This is a genomic window from Pseudomonas sp. 11/12A, from assembly GCF_000800055.1.
In the GTDB taxonomy this organism is placed as follows: domain Bacteria; phylum Pseudomonadota; class Gammaproteobacteria; order Pseudomonadales; family Pseudomonadaceae; genus Aquipseudomonas; species Aquipseudomonas mohnii.
In genome coordinates this window covers 2,409,543-2,431,211 of sequence record NZ_JUGV01000001.1, presented here as the reverse complement: position 1 = coordinate 2,431,211, position 21,669 = coordinate 2,409,543, and the positions used below count along the sequence as shown (strand labels likewise).

At 60.0% G+C, this 21,669-nt stretch carries 18 protein-coding genes; 16 read left to right on the top strand and 2 right to left on the bottom strand.

Features of this window, described 5'->3' with window-relative positions:
• Window positions 1–2 precede the first annotated feature (2 nt).
• Window positions 3–665 carry a vWA domain-containing protein gene (locus GQ39_RS11150; RefSeq protein WP_442961746.1) on the top strand — a complete coding sequence of 221 codons (663 nt, stop codon included), beginning with the start codon at window positions 3–5 and terminating at the stop codon, window positions 663–665.
• A gap of 95 nt (window positions 666–760) precedes the next feature.
• On the opposite strand, the gene GQ39_RS11145 is transcribed toward GQ39_RS11150, so the two are convergent.
• Entirely contained in the window at window positions 761–2,305 is a 1,545-nt protein-coding gene (locus tag GQ39_RS11145) for an MFS transporter (protein ID WP_047529755.1), read from the bottom strand.
• A 103-nt stretch (window positions 2,306–2,408) separates the two neighbouring features.
• Here GQ39_RS11145 and GQ39_RS11140 point away from each other — a divergent pair, with 103 nt between their 5' ends.
• The 15 genes from GQ39_RS11140 (at window position 2,409) to GQ39_RS11070 (ending at window position 21,321) form a co-directional block, all read left to right on the top strand.
• Window positions 2,409–3,275 carry a LysR family transcriptional regulator gene (locus GQ39_RS11140; RefSeq protein ID WP_047529752.1) on the top strand — a complete coding sequence of 289 codons (867 nt, stop codon included), beginning with the start codon at window positions 2,409–2,411 and terminating at the stop codon, window positions 3,273–3,275.
• A 373-nt stretch (window positions 3,276–3,648) separates the two neighbouring features.
• On the top strand, window positions 3,649–5,208 hold the full coding sequence (locus GQ39_RS11135) for a TerC family protein (protein ID WP_047529750.1): 1,560 nt from the start codon (window positions 3,649–3,651) through the stop codon (window positions 5,206–5,208).
• A gap of 224 nt (window positions 5,209–5,432) precedes the next feature.
• Window positions 5,433–7,499, top strand: coding sequence for a type VI secretion system Vgr family protein (locus tag GQ39_RS11130; RefSeq protein WP_081997892.1), 2,067 nt, complete (start codon window positions 5,433–5,435; stop codon window positions 7,497–7,499).
• A complete protein-coding gene (locus tag GQ39_RS11125) occupies window positions 7,496–8,191 on the top strand; it encodes a DUF4123 domain-containing protein (protein ID WP_052193551.1) in 696 nt (231 codons plus the stop codon). The genes GQ39_RS11130 and GQ39_RS11125 overlap by 4 nt, the downstream gene beginning before the upstream one ends.
• A complete protein-coding gene (locus tag GQ39_RS11120; protein ID WP_047529748.1) occupies window positions 8,188–11,922 on the top strand; it encodes a hypothetical protein in 3,735 nt (1,244 codons plus the stop codon). The genes GQ39_RS11125 and GQ39_RS11120 overlap by 4 nt, the downstream gene beginning before the upstream one ends.
• Window positions 11,919–12,983: a hypothetical protein gene (locus GQ39_RS11115; protein WP_236693099.1), complete on the top strand. Its 1,065-nt coding sequence runs from the start codon at window positions 11,919–11,921 to the stop codon at window positions 12,981–12,983. Before GQ39_RS11120 ends, GQ39_RS11115 begins: the two co-directional genes overlap by 4 nt.
• A gap of 225 nt (window positions 12,984–13,208) precedes the next feature.
• Window positions 13,209–14,270, top strand: coding sequence for a hypothetical protein (locus tag GQ39_RS31410; RefSeq protein ID WP_236693098.1), 1,062 nt, complete (start codon window positions 13,209–13,211; stop codon window positions 14,268–14,270).
• A 387-nt stretch (window positions 14,271–14,657) separates the two neighbouring features.
• On the top strand, window positions 14,658–15,506 hold the full coding sequence (locus GQ39_RS11105; protein WP_047529745.1) for a transporter substrate-binding domain-containing protein: 849 nt from the start codon (window positions 14,658–14,660) through the stop codon (window positions 15,504–15,506).
• 52 nt (window positions 15,507–15,558) lie between these two features.
• Window positions 15,559–16,221, top strand: a complete 663-nt coding sequence (locus GQ39_RS11100; protein WP_047529744.1) for an amino acid ABC transporter permease — start codon at window positions 15,559–15,561, stop codon at window positions 16,219–16,221.
• Between the two features lie 8 nt (window positions 16,222–16,229).
• Window positions 16,230–16,892 (top strand): amino acid ABC transporter permease, encoded by a 663-nt coding sequence (locus tag GQ39_RS11095; protein ID WP_047529742.1) that lies wholly within the window; start codon window positions 16,230–16,232, stop codon window positions 16,890–16,892.
• A complete protein-coding gene (locus GQ39_RS11090; RefSeq protein ID WP_047529740.1) occupies window positions 16,889–17,686 on the top strand; it encodes an amino acid ABC transporter ATP-binding protein in 798 nt (265 codons plus the stop codon). Before GQ39_RS11095 ends, GQ39_RS11090 begins: the two co-directional genes overlap by 4 nt.
• 30 nt (window positions 17,687–17,716) lie before the next feature.
• Window positions 17,717–18,106, top strand: coding sequence for a RidA family protein (locus tag GQ39_RS11085; RefSeq protein ID WP_047529738.1), 390 nt, complete (start codon window positions 17,717–17,719; stop codon window positions 18,104–18,106).
• A gap of 141 nt (window positions 18,107–18,247) precedes the next feature.
• Complete coding sequence (locus GQ39_RS11080; protein ID WP_047529736.1) at window positions 18,248–19,012, top strand: IclR family transcriptional regulator; 765 nt, start codon at window positions 18,248–18,250, stop codon at window positions 19,010–19,012.
• Window positions 19,013–19,051: 39 nt separating this feature from the next.
• On the top strand, window positions 19,052–20,269 hold the full coding sequence (locus tag GQ39_RS11075) for an amino acid deaminase (protein ID WP_047529734.1): 1,218 nt from the start codon (window positions 19,052–19,054) through the stop codon (window positions 20,267–20,269).
• A gap of 116 nt (window positions 20,270–20,385) precedes the next feature.
• Window positions 20,386–21,321 carry a sugar kinase gene (locus tag GQ39_RS11070; protein WP_047529732.1) on the top strand — a complete coding sequence of 312 codons (936 nt, stop codon included), beginning with the start codon at window positions 20,386–20,388 and terminating at the stop codon, window positions 21,319–21,321.
• 48 nt (window positions 21,322–21,369) lie between these two features.
• On the opposite strand, the gene GQ39_RS11065 is transcribed toward GQ39_RS11070, so the two are convergent.
• The gene (locus GQ39_RS11065; RefSeq protein ID WP_007933743.1) at window positions 21,370–21,645 is read right to left on the bottom strand and encodes a peptidylprolyl isomerase; all 276 of its coding nucleotides are present in this window, start codon (window positions 21,643–21,645) and stop codon (window positions 21,370–21,372) included.
• Window positions 21,646–21,669 lie beyond the last annotated feature (24 nt).

Genomic DNA, 21,669 nt, shown 5'->3' with positions numbered 1-21,669 from the left:
GCATTCGCCCTCGCTCTGACGCGGGGGCGAATGCCAGACCCCTCGCAGGGCGCCTCGATCACGGCAAACAGGGCAAGCGTCACGCCGCGCGCGACGGATCGATCAATTGGCCCGGCACGTTGCTGAACGGCCGGCCACGTCAGCGCGATGACCTGTTGTTCCACCTGCGTACCCGTTCAGCCCATGAGCTGTGGCTGGTGATCGTCGATGCGTCGGCATCCACGCGTCGCCATCACGCCTTGAGTGATGCCAAGGGCTTGCTGGCGCAGCTGTTCGACGATGCTTACCGCCAACGCGCGCGCCTGGCCTTGCTGACCGCCAGCGGAACGCAGCCGAAGTGGCAGGTGCAAGGGTTGAAGGCGTCCAGCGGTTTGCGTCACTGGCTCGATGGGCTCGGTGCCGGCGGAGGCACGCCGTTGCTGGCGGCGTTGAGTGAAGCGGGGCGCTGGCTGGGAGCGCGGCACAAGCGCTTCCCGGCAGAGCAACAACGGTTTCTGGTGGTGACCGATGGCCGCTTGAAGGACTGGCCGACGTTGCCCTCGCTCGATTGTCCGGGACTGGTGATCGACATCGAGCGCGGGCCGATTCGCCTCGGGCGCAGCAGGGTCCTGGCGGCGCAGTTGCAGGCTGATTATCGGCATATCGACGGATTGCTTCCCGGCTGAGATGCGCGGTGCCCAGGCTTCCCTCATCGTCGGACTGCACATTCAAAGACGAATTCGGCAGGCTCACCCTTCCTCACAGGCCTGCACGCCGGGTGTCATTCAAGCACCAAGGCTGAGCGCTGCGCTGGAATCGGCTTGCGCATCAGCGTTCCCACAACCCCTGCGCCCAATAATCCCGCCAGGCCGGCGACCCACAGCAACAGGCTGAAACCGCCCACGAACGCCTGTCGCGCCAGTGGTTCCACCACCGGCCGCGCGGCTTGTGGCAACAGGCTCATCGCCGCCGGCATGTCACCGGCCACCACCCGCGAGGCGACGCCCTGGGTTTGCTCGAGCCACTGGCCGCCCTGTGCCGAGAGGCTGTCGTGCAGCAGCCGTTCGCTATGCCCGGAAAGCAGCGCACCATACACGCCGATGGCCAGCATCACCGCACTGAAACGCATGGTGGTGCTCATGCCCGAGGCCATGCCGGTGCGCTCGCGCGGCACGCAGGCCATGATGTTTTTCTGCGTATCGCCATTGAGCAACCCGGCGCCGGCACCGGTCACGGCGATCGCCAGGGCGAAGGGCAGGTAGCCGCCGCTGTTGACCGCCCAGGCGCTGAGCAGGTTGCCGCTGCCCACCAGCGTCAGACCGATGGCCATCATGTTCGCCGGGGTCACACGTCCGGCCAGGCGCGCGCCGAGGCGCGGGAAGATCAACATGGTCACGGCAAACGGCAACATGCCCAGCCCCGCGGAAATGGCGCTGAAGCCCAAGCCGTTCTGCAGGTAAAACGGCAGCAGGGTCATCATCACTTGGGCGCACGCGGCGTAGGCGAACATGCCGAGCAGGGCGCCGATGAAGCGCGGATGCCTGAACAGTTGCAGGTCGATCATCGGCCGCTGTTGCAGGCGCTCGATCAGCACAAACAGGCCCATTAACAGTGCACCGCCCAACAGGCGGGTGTAGGTGAGGGGGCTGTTCCAGCCGATCCGGCTGGCTTCGATCAGGCCCCAGATCAGGCACAGCAAGCTTGCGCTGAAGGCGAGGCTGCCCCATGGGTCGAGGCGCGCAGCCTGAGCGTCACGGGATTCCGGGACTGCACGCCAGACCATGAACATCAGGAACAGGCCGACGGGCAGGTTGAGGTAGAAAATCCAGCGCCAACCGACATATTCGGTAATCAACCCGCCCAGGGTCGGCGCCGCAGTCATGGCCACGCCCATGCAGCCACCCCAGAACGCCCAGGCTTTGGCCCGTTCCACTTCATCGTGGAAGGTGTGGCCGATCGAGGCGAGCGCCGAGGTCAGCAATAACGCGGCGCCGACGCCTTTGATGGCCCGGGCGATGTCGAGGAACAACGCGTTTGGCGCCGCGCCGCAACCGAGGGACGCGAGAATGAAAATGCCCAGGCCCCAGATCAGGGTTTTCTGCCGGCCAAAGCGGTCGGCCAAGCTGCCAGCGGGTAGCAGCAAGGCGGCGAAGGCCAGCATGTAGGCGCTGACCACCCATTCGATGTCTGCGAAATTGGCCCCCAGATCCCGGGCGATGCTGGGCAAGGTAACGGCGACGATGTTGGTGTCGAGCACGATCAGCGAACACACGGCCGACGCGGTAAGTAAGGTCAGTTGCTTGCTCGCCCTGGGTTTGACGGACATGGCATGGGTTCTCTACTGTGAGGTTTCGTGCAGCTTATCGCCGGTATACGGAACCTTTGTTAGGCGTACCTCGTCACTTCATTACCTTTGAGCTAATGCACCGATGGACATTCGTCATTTCCGCTATTTCCTCGCGGTCGCCCGGCACCGCAACTTCACCCGAGCCGCCGAGCAATTGGGGATCGCGCCGCCGACCTTGACCCGGCAGATCCAGGACATGGAAGCCGAACTGGGCGCGCGTCTGTTTTTGCGCCAGGCACGGGACGTCAGCCTGACCGAAGCGGGCGCAGCGCTGGTGATCGAGGCCGAAGCCACGGTGCGGCAATTTGAGGCGGCCCAGCGCAATGCCCAGCGTGCCGGCCGTGGCGACATCGGGCACATCGAACTCGGTTATGTTGCTTCGGCGGTGTATTCGGGGCTGCTGCAAAAGCAGGTGCAGGGTTTTGCCGGCCAATACCCGGATGTCAGCCTCAATGTGCGTGAAAGCCCCATGGCCAGCTTGCCGAACATGATTCTTGAGGGGCGCTTCGACCTGGGCTACATCCGCTGTCCACTGTCCTTGCCCGATGGCATCGAAGGCGTACGCCTGAGCGACGAAGGTTTTGTGCTGGCGTTGCCGGCGGACTCGTGGCTCAACCGCCTGACGGTCATCAATTCGGCGCACTTGCAGAATGAAAACTTTATCCTCCCCGAACAAGTCGTTGGCACCTTGCAGGTGGCCGCTCAGGGCGATTTTGTGCCGAAGCTGGGGGCGCAGCCGGGTGGGCTGGTGGCGGTGATCGCGCTGGTGTCCCTGGGGCAGGGGGTGGCGGTGGTACCGGAGTCGGTGGTCGGCCATGTCAGCTTGCCAAACGTGGTGTATCGGCCCATCAAGGATTGCAGTGCATCGTCGTGGCTGGCGTTGATCCATCGGCGGTTTGAGAAATCACCGGCGGTGGTTCGCTACATTGAGCGGGTGAAGAACGGCTGACTCGCAGGAAACTTCGCGGGCAACTTGCTGCCAGAGGTTTTCGCGCATTTTGTGGGCGCGAGCTTGCTCGCGATGGCGTCCCCGCACAGCCTGCTGTCCTATCTTCTACAGATTTTGAAATGATTTTCGGCTGTAGGAATTATCCCGATCAACTGTACGATCCAAGTCCTTTTTTCCATTCAGGACTTACATGAACACCCTCACGGAGCCTCCCGGTTACCCTTTCCCTTCGCACCAACGCGCGTTCTTGACGCACGCCAAGCCCCCGTTATTCCGGCACCCAAACGTCCTTGTCCTTGCAGTTTCCCGGCCTCTGCGCCGCGCCTTGCCGTGCCCGGCAATCTGAATTCACTGACGAGATCGAGACGTTTATATGGAATGGATAGCTGACCCCACCGCATGGCTGGGCTTGTTGACGCTGATTGTGCTGGAGCTGGTGCTGGGCATCGACAACCTGGTGTTTATCGCGATTCTCGCCGACAAGTTGCCGCCTGAGCAGCGCGACCGTGCGCGAATCATTGGTCTGTCCCTGGCGTTGTTGATGCGTCTGGGCCTGCTCGCCAGCATTTCCTGGCTGGTCACCCTGACCCAACCGCTGTTCGAGGTGTTCGACAAGAGCTTCTCCGGCCGTGACCTGATCATGTTGTTTGGCGGTGTGTTCCTGTTGTTCAAGGCCACCATGGAGTTGCACGAACGCCTCGAAGGGCATGTCGGCCAGCGCTCGTCCAACACGGCCTACGCCTTGTTCTGGCCGATCGTGGCGCAAATCGTGGTGCTCGATGCCGTTTTCTCCCTCGATGCGGTGATTACCGCAGTGGGCATGGTCGATGAGCTGGCGGTGATGATGATCGCGGTGATCATTTCCATCGGCCTGATGATCGTCGCGAGCAAGCCGCTGACCCGTTTCGTCAATGCGCATCCGACGGTGATCATGCTGTGTCTGGGCTTCTTGATGATGATCGGTTTTGCGCTGACCGCCGAAGGCCTGGGCTTCCACATTCCCAAGGGCTACCTGTACGCGGCCATCGGTTTCTCGATCCTGATCGAGGTGTTCAACCAGATTGCCCGGGCTCGCCGCAAGCGTTCGATGCAGGGCCTGCGACCGATGCGCGAACGCACGGCTCACGCGGTGATGCGCTTGCTGGGCGGTCGCAAGTTGGCCGTGGAGGAGGTCGGCGAAGACATTGCCGACCTGTTGGACAACGGCGAAGCGCCGACTGAAGAACTGTTCGACCGTCGCGAGCGGGTGATGATCAGTGGCGTGTTGCAACTGGCTGAACGGCCGATTCGTACCCTGATGACCGTGCGCGCCGACGTCGATCATATCGACCTGGACGATGATGCCGAGGCCATTCGTACAAGGTTGATGCATTCGTCCTACTCGCGTCTGCCGTTGATTCGTGACGGTGCAGTGGATGAGCCGTTGGGCTTCGTGCACAAAAAGGAACTGCTGAAGGAGTACCTGGCCGGTAACGAGCCTGATCTTGCGCACCTGGCGCGCCAGACCATCAATGTGCTCGACAGCTATTCGATCCTCAATGCCCTGGAGCAGATGCGCAAGGCATCGACCCACATCGCTTTTGTGGTCAATGAATTCGGGGATTTCGTCGGCGTGCTGACCATGACCGACATTCTGGAATCGATTGCCGGCGAGTTGCCCGATGCGAGTGAGATCGAAGGCCCGGATGTGATCGAGGACAACGGCGGGTTTGTGGTCAGTGGCGCCTTGAACCTGGCGCGGGTGCGGCAACGCACCGGATTTGCCGCGCAACCGACCGACGACTATCAAACCCTGGCCGGGTTGGTGGTGAGCTTGTTGGATCGCCTGCCGATGATCGGTGACAGCCATGAGTGGCAGGGCTGGCGCATGACTGTCCTCAAGGTCGAAGAGCGGCGGGTGACGCGGGTGTTTCTGGCGTGTGTCGACGGCTGACGTTACGGCGGGCCCGAGGGCCCTTTTTCTGACAAGCCAGCGTTTACAGATACGGTGGAACTGTAGGCGTTGCCTGGCCGGCTGAGCATTTCGGAAAATCTTCCGGCGAAAAATCCCACACAACAAAAACACCATTCCCACATCAGAAGCGGAGTTGCCCTGCATCAATCCCGCATTCACTCATTCACAGTCCCGCCCTTCAAAATCAGCACAAGGGATGTGTGATGTTCAGCCCTGCCGACCAAGCCTCTTTTATCCTTGATATCGAGGGGCTCAACCACGATCTGCAAGTCCTTGAGTTCACCGGCAAGGAAGCCATCAGCCAACCCTTCCGCTTTGATCTGAAACTGGTCAGCGAAAATCCCGACCTGGATCTGGAAAGCCTTCTGCATCGCATGGCGTTCCTTGGCTTTGACCGCCACGGCGCGGGTATTCATGGCCAGGTTTACAGCGTCGGCCAGGGCGACGCAGGCAAGCGCCTGACCCAGTACCAGCTCTGCCTGATGCCCAGTCTTGCCTATCTGGGCCACCGTTTCGACCATAAGATATTCCAGAAACTGAGCGTGCCGCAGATCATCGCCCGGGTACTGGAAAACCACGGCATCCTCAGTACTGCCTATCGCTTTACCCTCGGCACGGATTACCAACCACGGGACTACTGCGTCCAATATGGCGAGAGCTGCCTGCATTTCCTGCAGCGCCTCTGTGAAGAAGAAGGCCTGCATTACCACTTCGAGCACTGCCGCGAGGGACATGTAGTGGTGTTCGGGGATGACCAGACAGTGTTCCCCAGGCTCCAACACCCCACCGTGTACCTGCAAGACAGCGCAATGGTCGCCGATGAGCCGGTGATCAAGGTCTTCACCCTTGCAATGGAGACCCGACCCACGGCCGTGACCCGACGCGACTACGACTTCGAAAAGCCTTTGTTGCAACTGGAAAGCGGCGCGAAGGATGCTTCGTCGTTGCAACTCGAAGACTACGGCTTTCCCGGCCGTTTCACCGACCGCGAACTCGGCAATCACCGCGCTCAACGAGCACTTGAACGACACCGCAGCGATTATCGGCAAGCCACAGGACGCAGCGATCAACCGATGCTGTTGAGTGGTCATTTCCTGACGCTGACCGGCCACCCTCGCCAGCAGTGGAATGATCTGTGGTTACTGACCGAAGTCATCCACACCGGCCAGCAACCGCAATCGCTCGAAGCGTCGATCATAAGTGCCCCGAACGACGAACTGTCTCAAGGCTATCGCAACACCTTTCTCGCCACACCGTGGGACGCGCCTTACAGACCTCCGCTTGCCCACCCCAAAGCCACGATCAACGGTTATCAGCATGCCGTTGTCTGCGGCCCGCCTGGCGAAGAAATTCATTGCGACGAATACGGCCGTGTTCGTGTCCAGTTTCCCTGGGACCGCGACGGCGCTAAAAACGATCATTCAAGTTGCTGGGTGAGAGTCGCCAGCAAGTGGGCTCACGACCGGCATGGCAGCGTGTTGATTCCCCGCGTCGGCATGGAGGTGGTCGTCGGTTTCTATCAGGGCGACCCGGACAAACCGCTAATCGTCGCCTGCTTGAGCAATGGCGCCAATCGTCCTGCGCTCGACCTCCCGGCCGAGAAAACCCGCAGCACCTTCAAGACCCAAACCAGCCCCGGTGGCAGAGGTTTCAACGAACTGCGCATCGAAGATCGCAAGGGCGCAGAGGAAATATCCATCCGTGCCCAGCGCGACTACCGGCAATACGTGCTGAACGACGAGCGGATTCAAGTCGACAACCAACGCAGCATCGTGGTCGCCGGCAACGCCCGTCATGAACTGCGCGCCGAAGAACAGCACATCACCCAGGGTCACCGACGCACGGAAATCAGGCTGGACGATTATCTGACGGTACAGGGCAGCCGCCACATTCGCGCGTCCAACCATCGGTTGAGCGCTCAGCAGCAGATCAGCGTCAGTGCCAGCCAGAACATCGTCATCGATGGTGGCGCCAGCACCACGATTCAGGCCGGCGGCGTGTGGATCACGATCAATTCGGCCGGGATTTTCAGCAGTGTGCCCGTTGAAGTGGGCGGCGCGCCGAAGTCGATCATCGCGGCGACCCCGGTGATGCTCGACGCGATCGAACCACCACTGCCGGAAGCGGTTTCAACCGCATTACTCAAACGACTGCTCGGCGACGCAGCACTGGTTGAACTCTGCCAGATGCCGGCGGGGGGGACGCCCATGGACTGCCCGCTGAGTGATTGCCAATGCCGTAAAGCCCTGGGCTATGGAGACCGGACATGAATACCTGGATTCTGCTGGAGCGCCCGACGGCGCAACTGAAAACGCTGTATCGCCTGGCGACGCACCCCGACACTCACATGCTGTACGCCGGCACCTCCTTAGACAGTTTCGCCGAGCAAGGCCCCTTGCTCGTTAGGCTGAACAACCAACCGACATTCAATCAGTCGATCGAGCGTTCCCCGGCTGAATGGCCCGGTCTGCTGATCGAAAGTAACTTCGACACACCCTCGATACTCGCGCATCTGCGGCAGATTCTGATCGTCAACTTCGACCAGCAACGTAAAGGCGTCCTGCGCTACAGCGACCCCACCGTCGCCAGCTATTTCTTTGTGGCCTGCCCGGCGCAAGACCTCGGCCGGTGGCTGGGACCGATCAGCCGCCTGCGCTGGTTCGGTGGGACATGGGCGACTAAAGCTGCCGGTGAAGCCGACTGGCAGCAACTGGATAACCCGCATGCGACCCACTGGACCATTGAAAACACGCGTCGGGTCGTGTCCCTGAGCGCCGCCCAGGAAGAGGCCCTGACGCGCCTGGGTAATGAGCAATTTCTCCATGACTGGTGGCTGCGACACCCGCAGCATTCATTTGTGCAGGCCAATCAATTGATGGAGCAAGCGCTGGCCAAAGGCATCGACGACAGCAACGCCATCAGCGAATACCTGAGCACCCACTGCACGCAGGTTAAGTCATGAAGCGCCTGGGAAGATTGTCCGACGGCCCTTGCTGCGAGCCCGACAGGCTGATCGTCCAGGTGATCGGCACGGACCATTCCAAAGACCAGCGCCTGGTGCTCTTCGACCGGTCCGGCCTCGAACCGCTGCCGGCCCTGACCGATGAGGTGGAGCGCGAAACGGAGCGTTTATTCAGCGTCCACTGCGAGCTGTTCGTGTGGAACTGGTACGCCCGGTACGAGCATCAGTTGTGGCTGGAAATTGCCACGACCCATGGAGCGCCCATTCGCCTGCCGTTGCTGGAGGACGTGCGGATTACTCCGCGTCAACTGGACGCGCAGTGGAATCAGATCGTCCCCGTCGTGCCTTTCGTCGCGCTGCCCGGTACGCGCAGCCGCCACGACCTCGGCACGCCGGTCCTGTGTCGCAGCGGCTTTGTCTATGTGTTTTACCGCGGGCGCCTGTGGCGTGAACTGGAAGTGCGGCAGGACGGCGAGCGCACGACTTACCACGACATTGACGTGCCGATGTTTCGCGAAGGCCAGGATCTGTGCGACGACTATCGCCTGGCCAGGGGTGTCGCACTCAGCGACATCTGGCTGCCCGCCACCTGGAACCGGCAACCGATCGACGCGGTGCAGCTGTGTTTCAGCGAGATCCAGCTCAGTGCTGCCCGCGTCAAACGCCTCGAGGAGGACCCGGAGTTACGCGCCCGGCGTTGCCAGAGCCCCGCGTTGCCGTGCGACAGTCAGACGTTCGAACGGCTTTTCGACCCGCAGCCCGACGGGCAGGCGATGCTCGAGGCTTTCGGTCGCTTCAATGCGTGGGATGCCCAGGCGTCCGACACTGCGACGAAAGCCAGCGTGACCTGGCGCAACCTGGCCGAACGCGCCTTTCCGCTCAGCCTGATCGCCCCGCAACGGGCCCGCCAGAGCGGTTTCGAATATGGGCTGGAGCATCCGGGGCGCTACGTATGCGACCTGTCGGGGCAATTTGCCGAGCAACGTAAATTCGAAGCCAGGCGCTGCCTGTCTCAGTGGGAGCAGGGCGCCACGCCTGATGTGCCTGCCACGTTCGAAAGCAGCGCCTGGGCCGACTGCCTCGCCACGCTGTTGCAGCGCTTGCAAGGAAAGACCCCGCCAGACGATGAAGCGGATCTGTGGCAACCCCAGCCCAGCGTCGTCGACGTGCTGGAGACCGCCCGCCAACGGCGCGTGTGCGGCGTGCTGCTGGAGGACCCGCGCTACCGTTTGCGGCACCTGCTTTCGCAGATCCGGCAGCAACAGCAATTGCTGGCGCTGTATGCCGAGCGCGCCAGCCTTTATCCCCACCACGCCAGCGCGGTGATGGTCCAGCAACTGATCGTGCCGGCCACCCTCGGCGGCCAGAAGAATCCGCTGCACGCCTGTTTCGACAAAGTGAAGGAGGCCGGGCGCCGCGACATCAACCGTTTCACCGCCAGCGCCGAGCGCGCCTTGATCTGGCAACAACTGAACATGGCGCAGGCGCTGCTGGCCGAGTGCCTGCAGCAACCGGTCACGCAGCAAACCCTGGCCGATCATTTGAGCCAGGACGGCTTTGACTACCTCGCCGCGCTGTTTGCCGTGAGCCAGACGTTCGCGGCCCTGGCCACGGTGCCCGCGCAACTTGATCCGCTGGCCAGCAACGGCGACGTCACCAACGCGCTGACCGGTGCGAGTCTCTACAGTCCACGGGCCAGCGTCGGCCAGACCCTGCTCAACGACATCGCCCACGACCCGGCGCACCCGCTGCACCTGATGCTCTGGCCCGCCGTCGATGAAGCGGCGCTGGCCGCGCCCTATGTGCCGCCCACCCAGACAACCCTCAACGAGGGCGATGGTCATTTACGCGCCGATGACCTCGCCGCATTCGAAAGCCACCCGGGGCCCTATTACCCGCAGGTCGACCACCTCGACGGCCACTTGCTCAAAGACCTGCTGGCCAGCGGCAGCCTGAACAGCACCCTCACCGGCCAATCGAAAGCGGCCGCCGGTAGCTTGATCGGCATCTACGAAAACCTCGCGGGGGCCCTGGAAACCGCCAGCAGCGCGGTGAACAAACCGTCCGGGCCACACACCGGCCAGGCCATGCCCACCAGCACCTATCTCCACGGCCTCGGCGTGGGGCTGTTGCGCAGCCTGATGCCCAAGACCTTTGGCGACGCGCACTTCATCCAGCGGCGTGACGCCGACCCGCAGCATTACTACGTTTTTGGCCTGACCGATGTGCCGTCCGGCGATCAGCGGCCACACCGGGTGATGGGTCAGTACCTGGATGCCCAGGGCCGACCGCTGAAGGTGCGCGACGACGTGCTCGACACCCCGTACGCCCTTCGCGAAACCCATCACACACTGCTGGCGATCCCGCTCAAGCATCCGACGGCGAACAATCTCAGCGTGCTGAATCAGCGGATTAACGCGGTTTACAAAGCCGATGTGGAGGCGCGGGCGACGGACAACGCCAAAGCGAAAAGTCCGTTGCAGCGGGGCGTGGATGAGCATGTCGAGTCGGCTAACAGCCGGGTTCATCGCGTGCTGGGCTCGTTGCCGTTTGCGGCGGGGGTTTTGATGTTGGAGGTTTGGAATGTGAGGGTGGAGTGGGAGGGGCAAGAAAAAGCTATACGAGAAAAAGGATCACTTCGCGTAAATATTGGCGTACTCGGAGCCGGGTTGGATTTAGCTATCGCCTTGGAAATGTTGACAGTAAAACTTGCTGGAACTCAGTCTGTTTTAGCGGCTAATCGCAAGATTCTCTTTACTGTACCCGATGAAACTGCAAAAAAAATCTTCCGTTCTTATGCCTCGCGTTTTGTCAAAACATATACTGGACGACTTATCTTACAAATAATATCCGGATTTGTTTTTACATCCATTAGCGTGTACGACGCTTGGTACGCCAGGCGGTGGGGCGACGATGCAATGTGGGGATATCTGATGATGGCTGCGGGCGGCTCCATCAGCGCTCTCAGTAGCATGGTTGTCACCACCATCACCTTTCTCGGTCTGGGTCCAGGTGGTTGGGCCGCGCTGATATTGATCCTGATCGGTGCCGGATTGGCCTGGTGGCTGAGCGACAAGCCCATCGAAGAATGGCTGGTCAATGGCCCGTTCGGCACGCAAGTTCATTCAGATAATGCGCACCTGCTGGATCCGCAACGTAGTTTTTATTACCTGATCAGTTTGTTTGCCGACATTCGCATCAACATAGGCCCCAACCCTCAATTCGTCCCTAATGCCAAACTCGACTTTCGCGCCAGGACACCTTTTCAAGTGATCTCGTCCAATACCTACATTCGCATTGAAAGTAACTTGCCGGGCTTAATTGCAAACCTCGGCACCCTGAACATCAATGCCCACTGTCGACTTAATACCTTCGAACTCAAAGGTGGTCGCCTCAAAAGTGAAACGGTGCCGTTCACAAAACTGATCGATAGCCGCCTCGTTCCCCCCAATGCCCAACGGCTGCTACCGCAGGGGCTGGAACTGTTTTTCAAAACCCCAGCGAGCTACGCGTTCGACCCGGTAACAGGTTCCTCCGGTATCGCCCATCAATGGCAAGTCCGGGCTCGGTGTGTACTGGAACAACACAACCAACGCTGGCATTTTCCTGCGCCACCACCGAAGGATGGTACGCCGTTTGTTGCCACCCATATAAAGCCCGATTTCGGCAGCGTGGGTGCACTCTACTGGGCAGACGAAGTGACAAACAGATCGCGGAATACTGATTCATGAGCAATAAATCGTATTACGCCAAGACTGCTTACGGGTTGACCGAGGTGCCCCAGCAAGAGCCATCCAATGAACGACCATGGATCATGCGGTTTGCTAAGGTCAGATTGCCTTGGGGTAATGCCGATGAAGTAACACCCGTCAGCTTTGTGGAGGATTACCCGCCACGAGACCTTCGAAATCAAGAGCATTCAAAGATAGAACGCGAAGAGCAAATCGCCAAAGGCACTTATACTCCAAGCCCGTTCGAGCATATTGATTTTCATATGAGGGATAACCATGAAAGCCTTAGGTATGCACTTCTTCCTGCAAGCTCGCACTTCTGGTTGTATATGAGGCTTTTTGGTAAGTGGTTTTTCTTTGTATTTTTTGTATTTAGCATTCCCGGATATTTTTCCATTTTTTCGTTTGTAAATGAATCTTGGTGGGAGTACACAAAAAATTCATTTATTGATTACTACTCTTGGTTTCTCGGCCTACCACTTCTCTCCTGGGCCATCGGTTCATTCGTCATCAAGCACTTCCCCAACCTCTGGATAAAACCCTCCCGAGGCCCTATATGGGAACTCAACCGCCGCACCGGTCTGGTCACGGTCTTCGACTACAAAAACAACGGTGAATACAAAAAGAACGGTACCATCGGTGAACTCTCCGCGCCGTTCTACGAGTTTGATGCCTACATCGCCACGTCCCCGGACAGTCAGGGCATGCCGTTAAACGTGCTTTACCTTGCCCATCGTTACCGCAACATCATGATCAACTTCGGCGCGCTGCTGTGCCCCGGTCCCGACTTCCAACCGCCTTGCGCCCTGTGGGATTTCATCCAGAACTACATGGACGTCAGCCGCCCGTTGCCGGACCTGCCGCAATACGAGGAATACCGCCACCTCGATCCCACCACCGCCGAATACGACCGCCTCATCGGCCGCAATCCGCGTTACTGGATCGACATGGATGATGCGACGTTCAAGCAGATCGTCAGCGAAATGCACCAACGCGTCGAGGATATCGATACGTTCGAGCGGCCGAACTTGATGGCGGGATATGTGACCTATGTCGATTGAGCGACAAAAAATGTGCGTGTGCTGGCGGAAGGCACCAACCCTCAATTCATCCCTGATGCCAAACATGGCTTCGGCGCCAGGACGCCTTTTACGCTGGCATTTTCCTGCGCCACCACCGAAGGACGGTACGCCGTTTGATGTCACCCACATAAAACCCAACGTCGGCAGTGAGGGTGAGCTTTATTGGGCAGATCAAGTGACATATACATCACGAGACACTAACAAATGACCCAGGAATCTTATTACGCCCAGACGGCCTATGGGGCGACCGAAGTGCCCCAGCAAGAGCAATCAACTGAACGTCCTTGGATCATGCGTTTTGCCAAGGTCAGGCTACCTTGGGGTAACGCCGATGAAGTAACGCCCGTCAGTTTTGTGGAAGATTACTCGCCACGAGACCTTCGAAATCAAGAGCAATTAAAGATAGAACGCGAAGAGCAAATGGCCAAAGGCACTTATACTTCAAGCCCATTCGAGCATATTGATTTTCATATGAGGGATAATCACGAAAGCTTTAGGTATGCACTTCTTCCTGCGAGCTCCAACTTTTGGATTTATATGGCGGGAGTAGGGCACATTTTATTTCTAATTTTTCTTACGCTTTCATTTTTTATATTGACGGCCGAGTTTATAGATACCAAAAAAACATTGAGCGATATCATTGCTGATTACAGTGTAACTCTTGTTGTTTTACTCGGGCTTCCTTTACTGTGTTGGATGGCTGGGGCTGTGGTAATTAAATTTTTCCAAAACCTCTGGATAAAACCCTCCCGAGGCCCCATCTGGGAACTCAACCGCCGCACCGGTCTGGTCACGGTCTTCGACTACAAAAACAACGGTGAATACAAAAAGAACGGCACCATCGGTGAACTCTCCGCGCCGTTCTACGAGTTTGATGCCTACATCGCCACGTCCCCGGACAGTCAGGGCATGCCGTTAAACGTGCTTTACCTTGCCCATCGTTACCGCAACATCATGATCAACTTCGGCGCGCTGCTGTGCCCCGGTCCCGACGTTCAACCGCCTTGCGCCCTGTGGGATTTCATCCAGAACTACATGGACGTCAGCCGCCCGTTGCCGGACTTGCCGCAGTACGAAGAATACCGCCACCTCGACCCCACCACCGCCGAGTACGACCGCCTCACCGGCCGCAACCCGCGTTACTGGATCGACATGGATGATGCGACGTTCAAGCAGATCGTCAGCGAAATGCATCAGCGCGTCGAGGATATTGATACGTTCGAGCGGCCGAACTTGATGGCGGGATACGTGACCTATGTCGATTGACGGGGGCGGCGTGCGGGCGAAGGGAAGGTGCTACCGTGCCCGCTCAACTTGAACCGCTGGGCAGTGGTGCTGGCTTTACCCACGCGCTGGCGGGATTGGCCTCTGTAGTTCGTCGGCCAGACGTTGCTCAACGATGCGTTTCTTTTCAGGAGCAGAAGCGCACCAATTGTGAACCTGCTACACGTCCTTCGTAGCCAACGGTAGCGTTCGAAAATTGTTCCTTTCGTAACACGCTTTCCCGGTTTTTACGCATCCTTCTGATTCGGAACACTTTTCAATCTCCCCAGCATTCTGCGCACAACCTGTGGCACACTTTCTGCTGTCTATTCCGTTGTTACATACCATGTTCCGGTATAGCGGAATACACATCATCCTGGAGTGCTTGCCATGCATCGCCGTCCTTCCTTGTTCAAAGCGTGTGTTTTTCTTTTCGCAGCGTCTGCTGCTGCCGTGGGCGTGGCCCAGGCAGCTGACAGCAAGCTCGATAGCGTTCTGGCCCGCGGCAAACTGATTGTGGGCACCGGCAGCACCAATGCGCCGTGGCACTTCCAGGGGGCGGACGGCAAGTTGCAGGGTTTCGATATCGATATCGGGCACATGATCGCCAAGGGCTTGTTCAACGACCCGAGCAAGGTTGAGTACGTGGTGCAGTCGTCCGATGCGCGGATTCCCAACCTGCTGACCGACAAGGTCGATATCAGTTGCCAGTTCATCACCGTGACCGCCAGCCGTGCGCAGCAAGTGGCGTTCACGCTGCCGTACTACCGCGAAGGTGTTGGCCTGTTGTTACCGGCGAACAGCAAGTACAAGGAAATTGATGACATGAAAGCCGCCGGTGACAGCCTCACCGTAGCGGTGCTGCAAAACGTCTATGCCGAAGAGTTGGTGCATCAGGCATTGCCCAAGGCCAAGGTCGATCAGTACGACAGCGTGGACCTGATGTATCAGGCCGTGAACTCGGGCCGTGCCGACGCGGCGGCCACCGACCAGTCCTCGGTGAAATACCTGATGGTGCAAAACCCTGGCCGCTACCGCAGCCCGGCTTACGCCTGGAGCCCACAGACTTACGCTTGCGCCGTTAAACGCGGCGATCAGGATTGGCTGAACTTCGTCAACACCACGCTGCATGAAGCCATGACTGGCGTTGAGTTCCCGGCTTACGCGGCGTCGTTCAAGCAGTGGTTCGGCGTCGATCTGCCGACGCCTGCCATCGGTTTCCCCGTCGAATTCAAATGACCCCGTGAGAGCGGGGCGCTGATAAATCGCCCCGCTCAAGGTACTGCCAACCATGAACTATCAGTTGAACTTTGCCGCCGTGTGGCGCGATTTCGACACCTTGCTGGCGGGGCTCGGTCTGGGCCTCGAACTGGCGCTGGTGTCGATCGCCATCGGCTGCGTGATCGGCCTGATGATGGCGTTTGCTTTGCTGTCGAAGCATCGCGCATTGCGGGTGCTGGCTTCGGTGTATGTGACGGTGATCCGTAACACGCCGATTCTGGTGTTGATTCTGTTGATCTACTTTGCGCTGCCGAGTCTGGGCATCCGGCTGGACAAGATTCCTTCCTTCATCATCACCCTGTCGCTGTATGCCGGGGCGTACCTGACCGAAGTGTTCCGTGGCGGTTTGCTGAGCATCCCCAAGGGGCAACGTGAGGCGGGGCTGGCGATCGGCCTCGGCGAGTGGCAAGTCAAAGCTTACGTCACCGTGCCGGTGATGTTGCGCAATGTACTGCCGGCCTTGTCGAACAACTTCATTTCGCTGTTCAAGGACACCTCGCTGGCCGCAGCGATTGCCGTGCCGGAGCTGACCTATTACGCGCGCAAGATCAATGTCGAGAGCTACCGGGTGATCGAAACCTGGCTGGTGACCACGGCGCTGTATGTCGCGGCCTGTTACCTCATTGCCATGCTGCTGCGTTACCTCGAGCAGCGTCTGGCGATCCGCCGATAGGATGCCCCATGTACGAATCCCCCAGTTGGTTGCATGAGTTGTGGGTCGCCCGGGAAGTGCTATGGCAAGGCTTTCTGACCAGTGTTCAGGTGTCGGCCCTGGCGATTTTGCTCGGCACCGTGGTCGGCGTATTCGCCGGTCTGGTGTTGACCTACGGCAAGTTCTGGATGCGCGCGCCGTTTCGTTTCTACGTGGACGTGATTCGCGGCACCCCGGTGTTTGTGCTGGTGCTGGCCTGCTTCTACATGGCGCCGGCGCTGGGCTGGCAGATCAGCGCGTTTCAGGCGGGTGCATTGGGCCTGACGCTGTTTTGCGGTTCCCACGTCGCCGAGATCGTGCGCGGTGCGTTGCAGGCATTACCCCGTGGGCAGATGGAAGCGAGCAAGGCCATCGGCCTGACGTTCTATCAGGCCCTCGGTTACGTGCTATTGCCCCAGGCACTGCGGCAGATCCTGCCGACCTGGGTCAACTCGTCCACCGAGATCGTCAAGGCTTCGACACTGCTGTCGGTGATTGGCGTGGCCGAGCTGCTGCTCAGCACCCAGCAGATCATCGCCCGGACCTTCATGACCCTGGAGTTTTACCTGTTCGCCGGTTTTCTGTTTTTTGTCATCAACTACGGCATCGAATTACTCGGCCGGCACATTGAAAAGCGGGTGGCCCTGCCATGACTCAAGTACATCAATCCAACGTCCCGAGCGGACAGTCTCTGTTGGACATTCGCGGCCTGCATAAGCAATACGGGCCGCTGGAAGTGCTCAAGGGCGTCGACCTGACCCTGCAGCGCGGCAACGTAGTCACGCTGATCGGCTCCAGCGGCTCGGGCAAGACCACGCTGCTGCGTTGCGTGAACATGCTCGAAGAGTTCCAGGGCGGGCAGATCATGCTCGACGGTGAATCCATCGGGTACGACGAAGTCAACGGCAAACGCATCCGCCACCCGGAAAAGGTCATTGCCTGCCATCGCGCCATGACCGGCATGGCGTTCCAGCAGTTCAACCTGTTCCCGCACCTCACTGCATTGCAGAACGTCACCCTGGGTTTGCTCAAGGTGAAAAAACTGCACAAGGACGAGGCCGTGGCGCTGGCGGAAAAATGGCTGGAGCGCGTCGGTTTGCTGGAACGTCGCGATCACTATCCTGGCCAGTTGTCCGGCGGTCAGCAGCAGCGCGTGGCGATTGCCCGGGCGATTGCAATGAACCCGAGCCTGATGCTGTTCGACGAAGTGACCTCGGCACTGGACCCGGAACTGGTCGGCGAAGTGCTCAACGTCATCAAGGGCCTGGCTGAAGATGGCATGACCATGCTCCTGGTGACCCACGAAATGCGATTTGCTTTCGAAGTCTCGGACAAAATCGTGTTCATGAATCAGGGGCGCATCGAGGAGCAGGGGCCGCCCAAGGAACTGTTCGAACGCCCGCAATCGCCACGACTGGCGGAGTTCCTCAAGAACACGCGGTTTTAAACACTCAATTTTCAATCAGGAGAAACATCCATGAGCATTACTCGTTACGGCACTGGCAGCACCGCCGCTGGCGGTCAGCCTCGCCCTTTCGCCCGAGCCGTTGAAGCCGATGGCTGGCTGCACGTTTCCGGGCAGGTGCCGGCGGTGGATGGCGAGATCATCACGGGCGGCATCGTCGAACAGACCCACCAGACCATGAAGAACCTGATCGCGATTCTGCAAGAGGCCGGTTATGGCCTGGAAGATGTGGTGCGTGCTGGCGTGTGGCTGGAGGATCCGCGGGATTTCACCAGTTTCAACAAGGTCTTCTCCGAGTACTTCAAACCCGAACACGCCCCGGCCCGGGCCTGCGTACAGGCGAACATGATGGTCGACTGCAAGGTCGAGATCGACTGCATCGCGTACAAGAAAAAGGCCTGAACCGAGGTGGCTTCATCGCTAGCAGGCTAGCTCCCACAGGAACGCCTTCCAAATGTGGGAGCTAGCCTGCTAGCGATGACGGCCTTACGATCGCCGCCGCACTCTAGGTAAACTCCCGGCACTTTTATGGGAACCACTGACATGACCGAAGACACCATCAAACGCCGGGCGCGCGGTCTGGACCGGGCGTTCGACATCCTCGATTTCCTCAAGGAGATCGGCCAGCCCTTGCGCCCGAACGAAATCGCCAGCGGCATCGGCAGCCCGAAATCCACGGTCTACGAACTGGTGGCCTCGTTGCTGGAGCGACGGATTCTGGAGCCGGTGGGCAAGGACGGTCACGTTTACCTCGGGCGTCAGCTGTACTTTCTCGGGCAGGCGCATCTGCGCCATTTCGATCTGTCCCGCGAGGCCGATCACGCCTTGCAGGAGATCGTCAGCCAGACCCACGAAACCGCGCAGATGTGCCTGCTCAACGGGCGCAAGTACACCGTGGCGCTGATGAAGGAGGGCGAGCGGCATTTCCGCATTTCCTCGGACATCGGCGAAAACGCCCCGATCCCCTGGACCGCATCCGGGCGCTTGCTGCTGGCGCACCTGAGCGACCAGGCCATCATCGACCTGATCGACCATGACGACTTCATCCTGCCCGATGGTGAACGCCTGCCGCTGGAGCAGTTTCTCAAGGAAATCCGTCAGGCCGGTATCGATGGCTTTTTCTCCTTCGATAGCGTCGCCGACACCTTTACCCATTGCTTCGCCGCCCCGGTCAAAGACCCCAGCGGCGTGGCCATCGCGACACTGTGCATCGTCGCCCCCCGGGCCGATGCCAAGAAAAATTACAACGACTACCGCCGGGTGCTGATCGACAGCGCCAACAGCCTGGCCCGTCGCATCAACGAATAACAGCGGCTGCCTGCGGCCGCGAATGTGAGGAGTTCGACCATGACTACTGCCGAAAATACTGCTGCCGTGGAAAAGGGTTTTGCCCGGACGGGCGCCAGTCTAGTCCGTGATGTCAGCCTGCCCGCGCTGGTGCTGCATCGCCAGGCGCTGGAGCACAACATTCGCTGGATGCAGGATTTCGTCAGCAACAGCGGCGCCGAACTCGCGCCCCACGGCAAGACCAGCATGACCCCGGCGTTGTTTCGCCGGCAGCTGGACGCCGGTGCCTGGGGCATTACCCTGGCCAGCGCGACGCAAACCCGCGCGGCCTATGCCCATGGCGTGCGTCGGGTGTTGATGGCCAACCAACTGGTCGGCACGCCGAACATGGCGCTGATCGCCGATCTGCTGGCCGATTCGACGTTCGACTTCTACTGCATGGTCGATCACCCGGACAACGTTGCCGACCTCGGCGCGTATTTCGCCTCGCGCGGTGTGCGCCTGAACGTGATGATCGAGTACGGCGTGGTCGGCGGGCGTTGTGGCTGTCGCAGCGAACAGGAAGTGCTCGACCTGGCCAGAGCCATCGCCGCGCAACCGGCGCTGGCCCTGACCGGGATCGAAGGCTATGAAGGGGTGATTCATGGTGATCACGCCATCAGTGGCATTCGCGCATTTGCCGGCTCCCTGGTGCGCCTGGCGGTGCAACTGCAGGACAGCGCTGCGTTCGCGATTGCCAAGCCGATCATCACTGCTTCGGGCTCGGCCTGGTATGACCTGATTGCCGAAGAGTTCGAAGCGCAGAATGCTGCAGGACGGTTCCTCAGCGTATTGCGTCCAGGCAGCTATGTCGCACACGACCATGGCATCTACAAGGAGGCGCAATGTTGCGTGCTCGACCGCCGCAGCGACCTGCACGAAGGTTTGCGCCCGGCGCTGGAAGTCTGGGCGCACGTGCAGTCGTTGCCGGAGCCGGGCTTCGCGGTGATAGCCCTGGGCAAGCGTGACGTGGCGTACGACGCCGGTTTGCCGGTGCCGTTGCTGCGTTACAAGGCCGGCGTGGTGCCCGCCAAGGGCGACGACGTGAGTGCCTGCAAGGTGACGGCGGTGATGGACCAGCACGCGTTCATGACCGTGGCGCCGGGTGTCGAGTTGCGTGTGGGCGACATCATTTCGTTCGGCACCTCGCACCCGTGCCTGACGTTCGACAAGTGGCGTACGGGGTGCCTGGTGGATGAGCAATTGAACGTCATCGAAACCATGGAAACCTGTTTCTAAGTTCAGAACCGAGTCGCGGCCATCGCGAGCAAGCTTGCTCCCACCCCGGAAGGACTTCTCCTGTGGGGGCGAGCGCGTCCGCCCAGACAACAAAGAACACCAGAGCCCCCACAACCATGAACACCCTAAACACCCTGGGTCCCCACACCCCGCGCATCGCCTTGATCGGCGAATGCATGATCGAGCTGCAGCACCGTGCCGACGGCAGCCTGCGACAGAGCTTCGGTGGCGATACCTTGAACACCGCGGTGTACCTGTCCCGAGAGCTGGGCGGTGCTGGCGCGGTGGACTATGTCACGGCCCTGGGCGATGACAGTTTCAGCGATGCCATGTGCCAGGGCTGGGCCGAGGAAAACATCGGCCTGGGCATGGTGCAGCGCCTGCCCGGACGTTTGCCGGGGCTGTATTGCATCCAGACCGACGCCGCTGGCGAGCGTCGTTTCCTCTACTGGCGCAATGAAGCAGCGGTGCGCGATTGCTTCACTACGCCGGCCGCCGCGCCGATTCTGGCGGCGCTGCCGGACTACGACGTGCTCTATTTCAGCGGCATTACCCTGGCGGTACTGGGCGTGAAGGGCCGGGAAAAGTTGCTGGAAACCTTGATCGAGGCCCGCCAGCGCGATGCGCGAATCGTCTTTGACAATAACTACCGGCCACGGCTGTGGGCCTCGGTCGAGGAGGCGCGGGCGGCCTACCGCAGCGTGCTGCCTTATGTCGACCTGGCGTTGTTGACCGTCGATGACGAACAGGCGCTGTTCCATTTCTCCGATTGCGCGGCGGTGTTCGGTGCGTACGAGCAGATCGGCACGCCCGAAGTGGTGCTCAAGCGTGGCGCCGAGGCTTGCCTGATTCGGTGTGAGGGTGAGTCGTTCGAAGTGCCGGCACAGAAAGTCGAGCGTGTGGTGGACACCACGGCGGCGGGGGATTCGTTCAGTGCGGCGTACCTGGCTGCGCGGCTCAAGGGCGCAAGCCCGGTCGAGGCGGCGGAGGCGGGGCACCGGTTGGCGAGTCGGGTGATTCAGGTGCCGGGGGCGCTCATTCCCAGAGCTTGAAAGGCATGCCCTGTGGCGAGGGAGCAAAATCCCTCGCCACAGGGGGCTTTAATCCCGGTAAAACACCTGCACCAGGTGATAGCCGAACTTGCTCTTGATCGGTCCATGCACCACCCGCAGCGGTTTCTTGAAAATCACCGCATCGATGGCGCCGACCATCTGCCCCGGCCGCACTTCGCCCAGGTCTCCACCGCGCTTGCCGGACGGGCAGGTGGAGTACTTCTTGGCCAGCACATCGAAGGCTTCGCCCTTGGCGATGCGTTGTTTGAGCTGCTCGGCTTCTTCCGAGGTTTTCACCAGAATATGGCGGGCTTGAGCTTTCATGGAGCGGGTACCTGGCAACGGTGG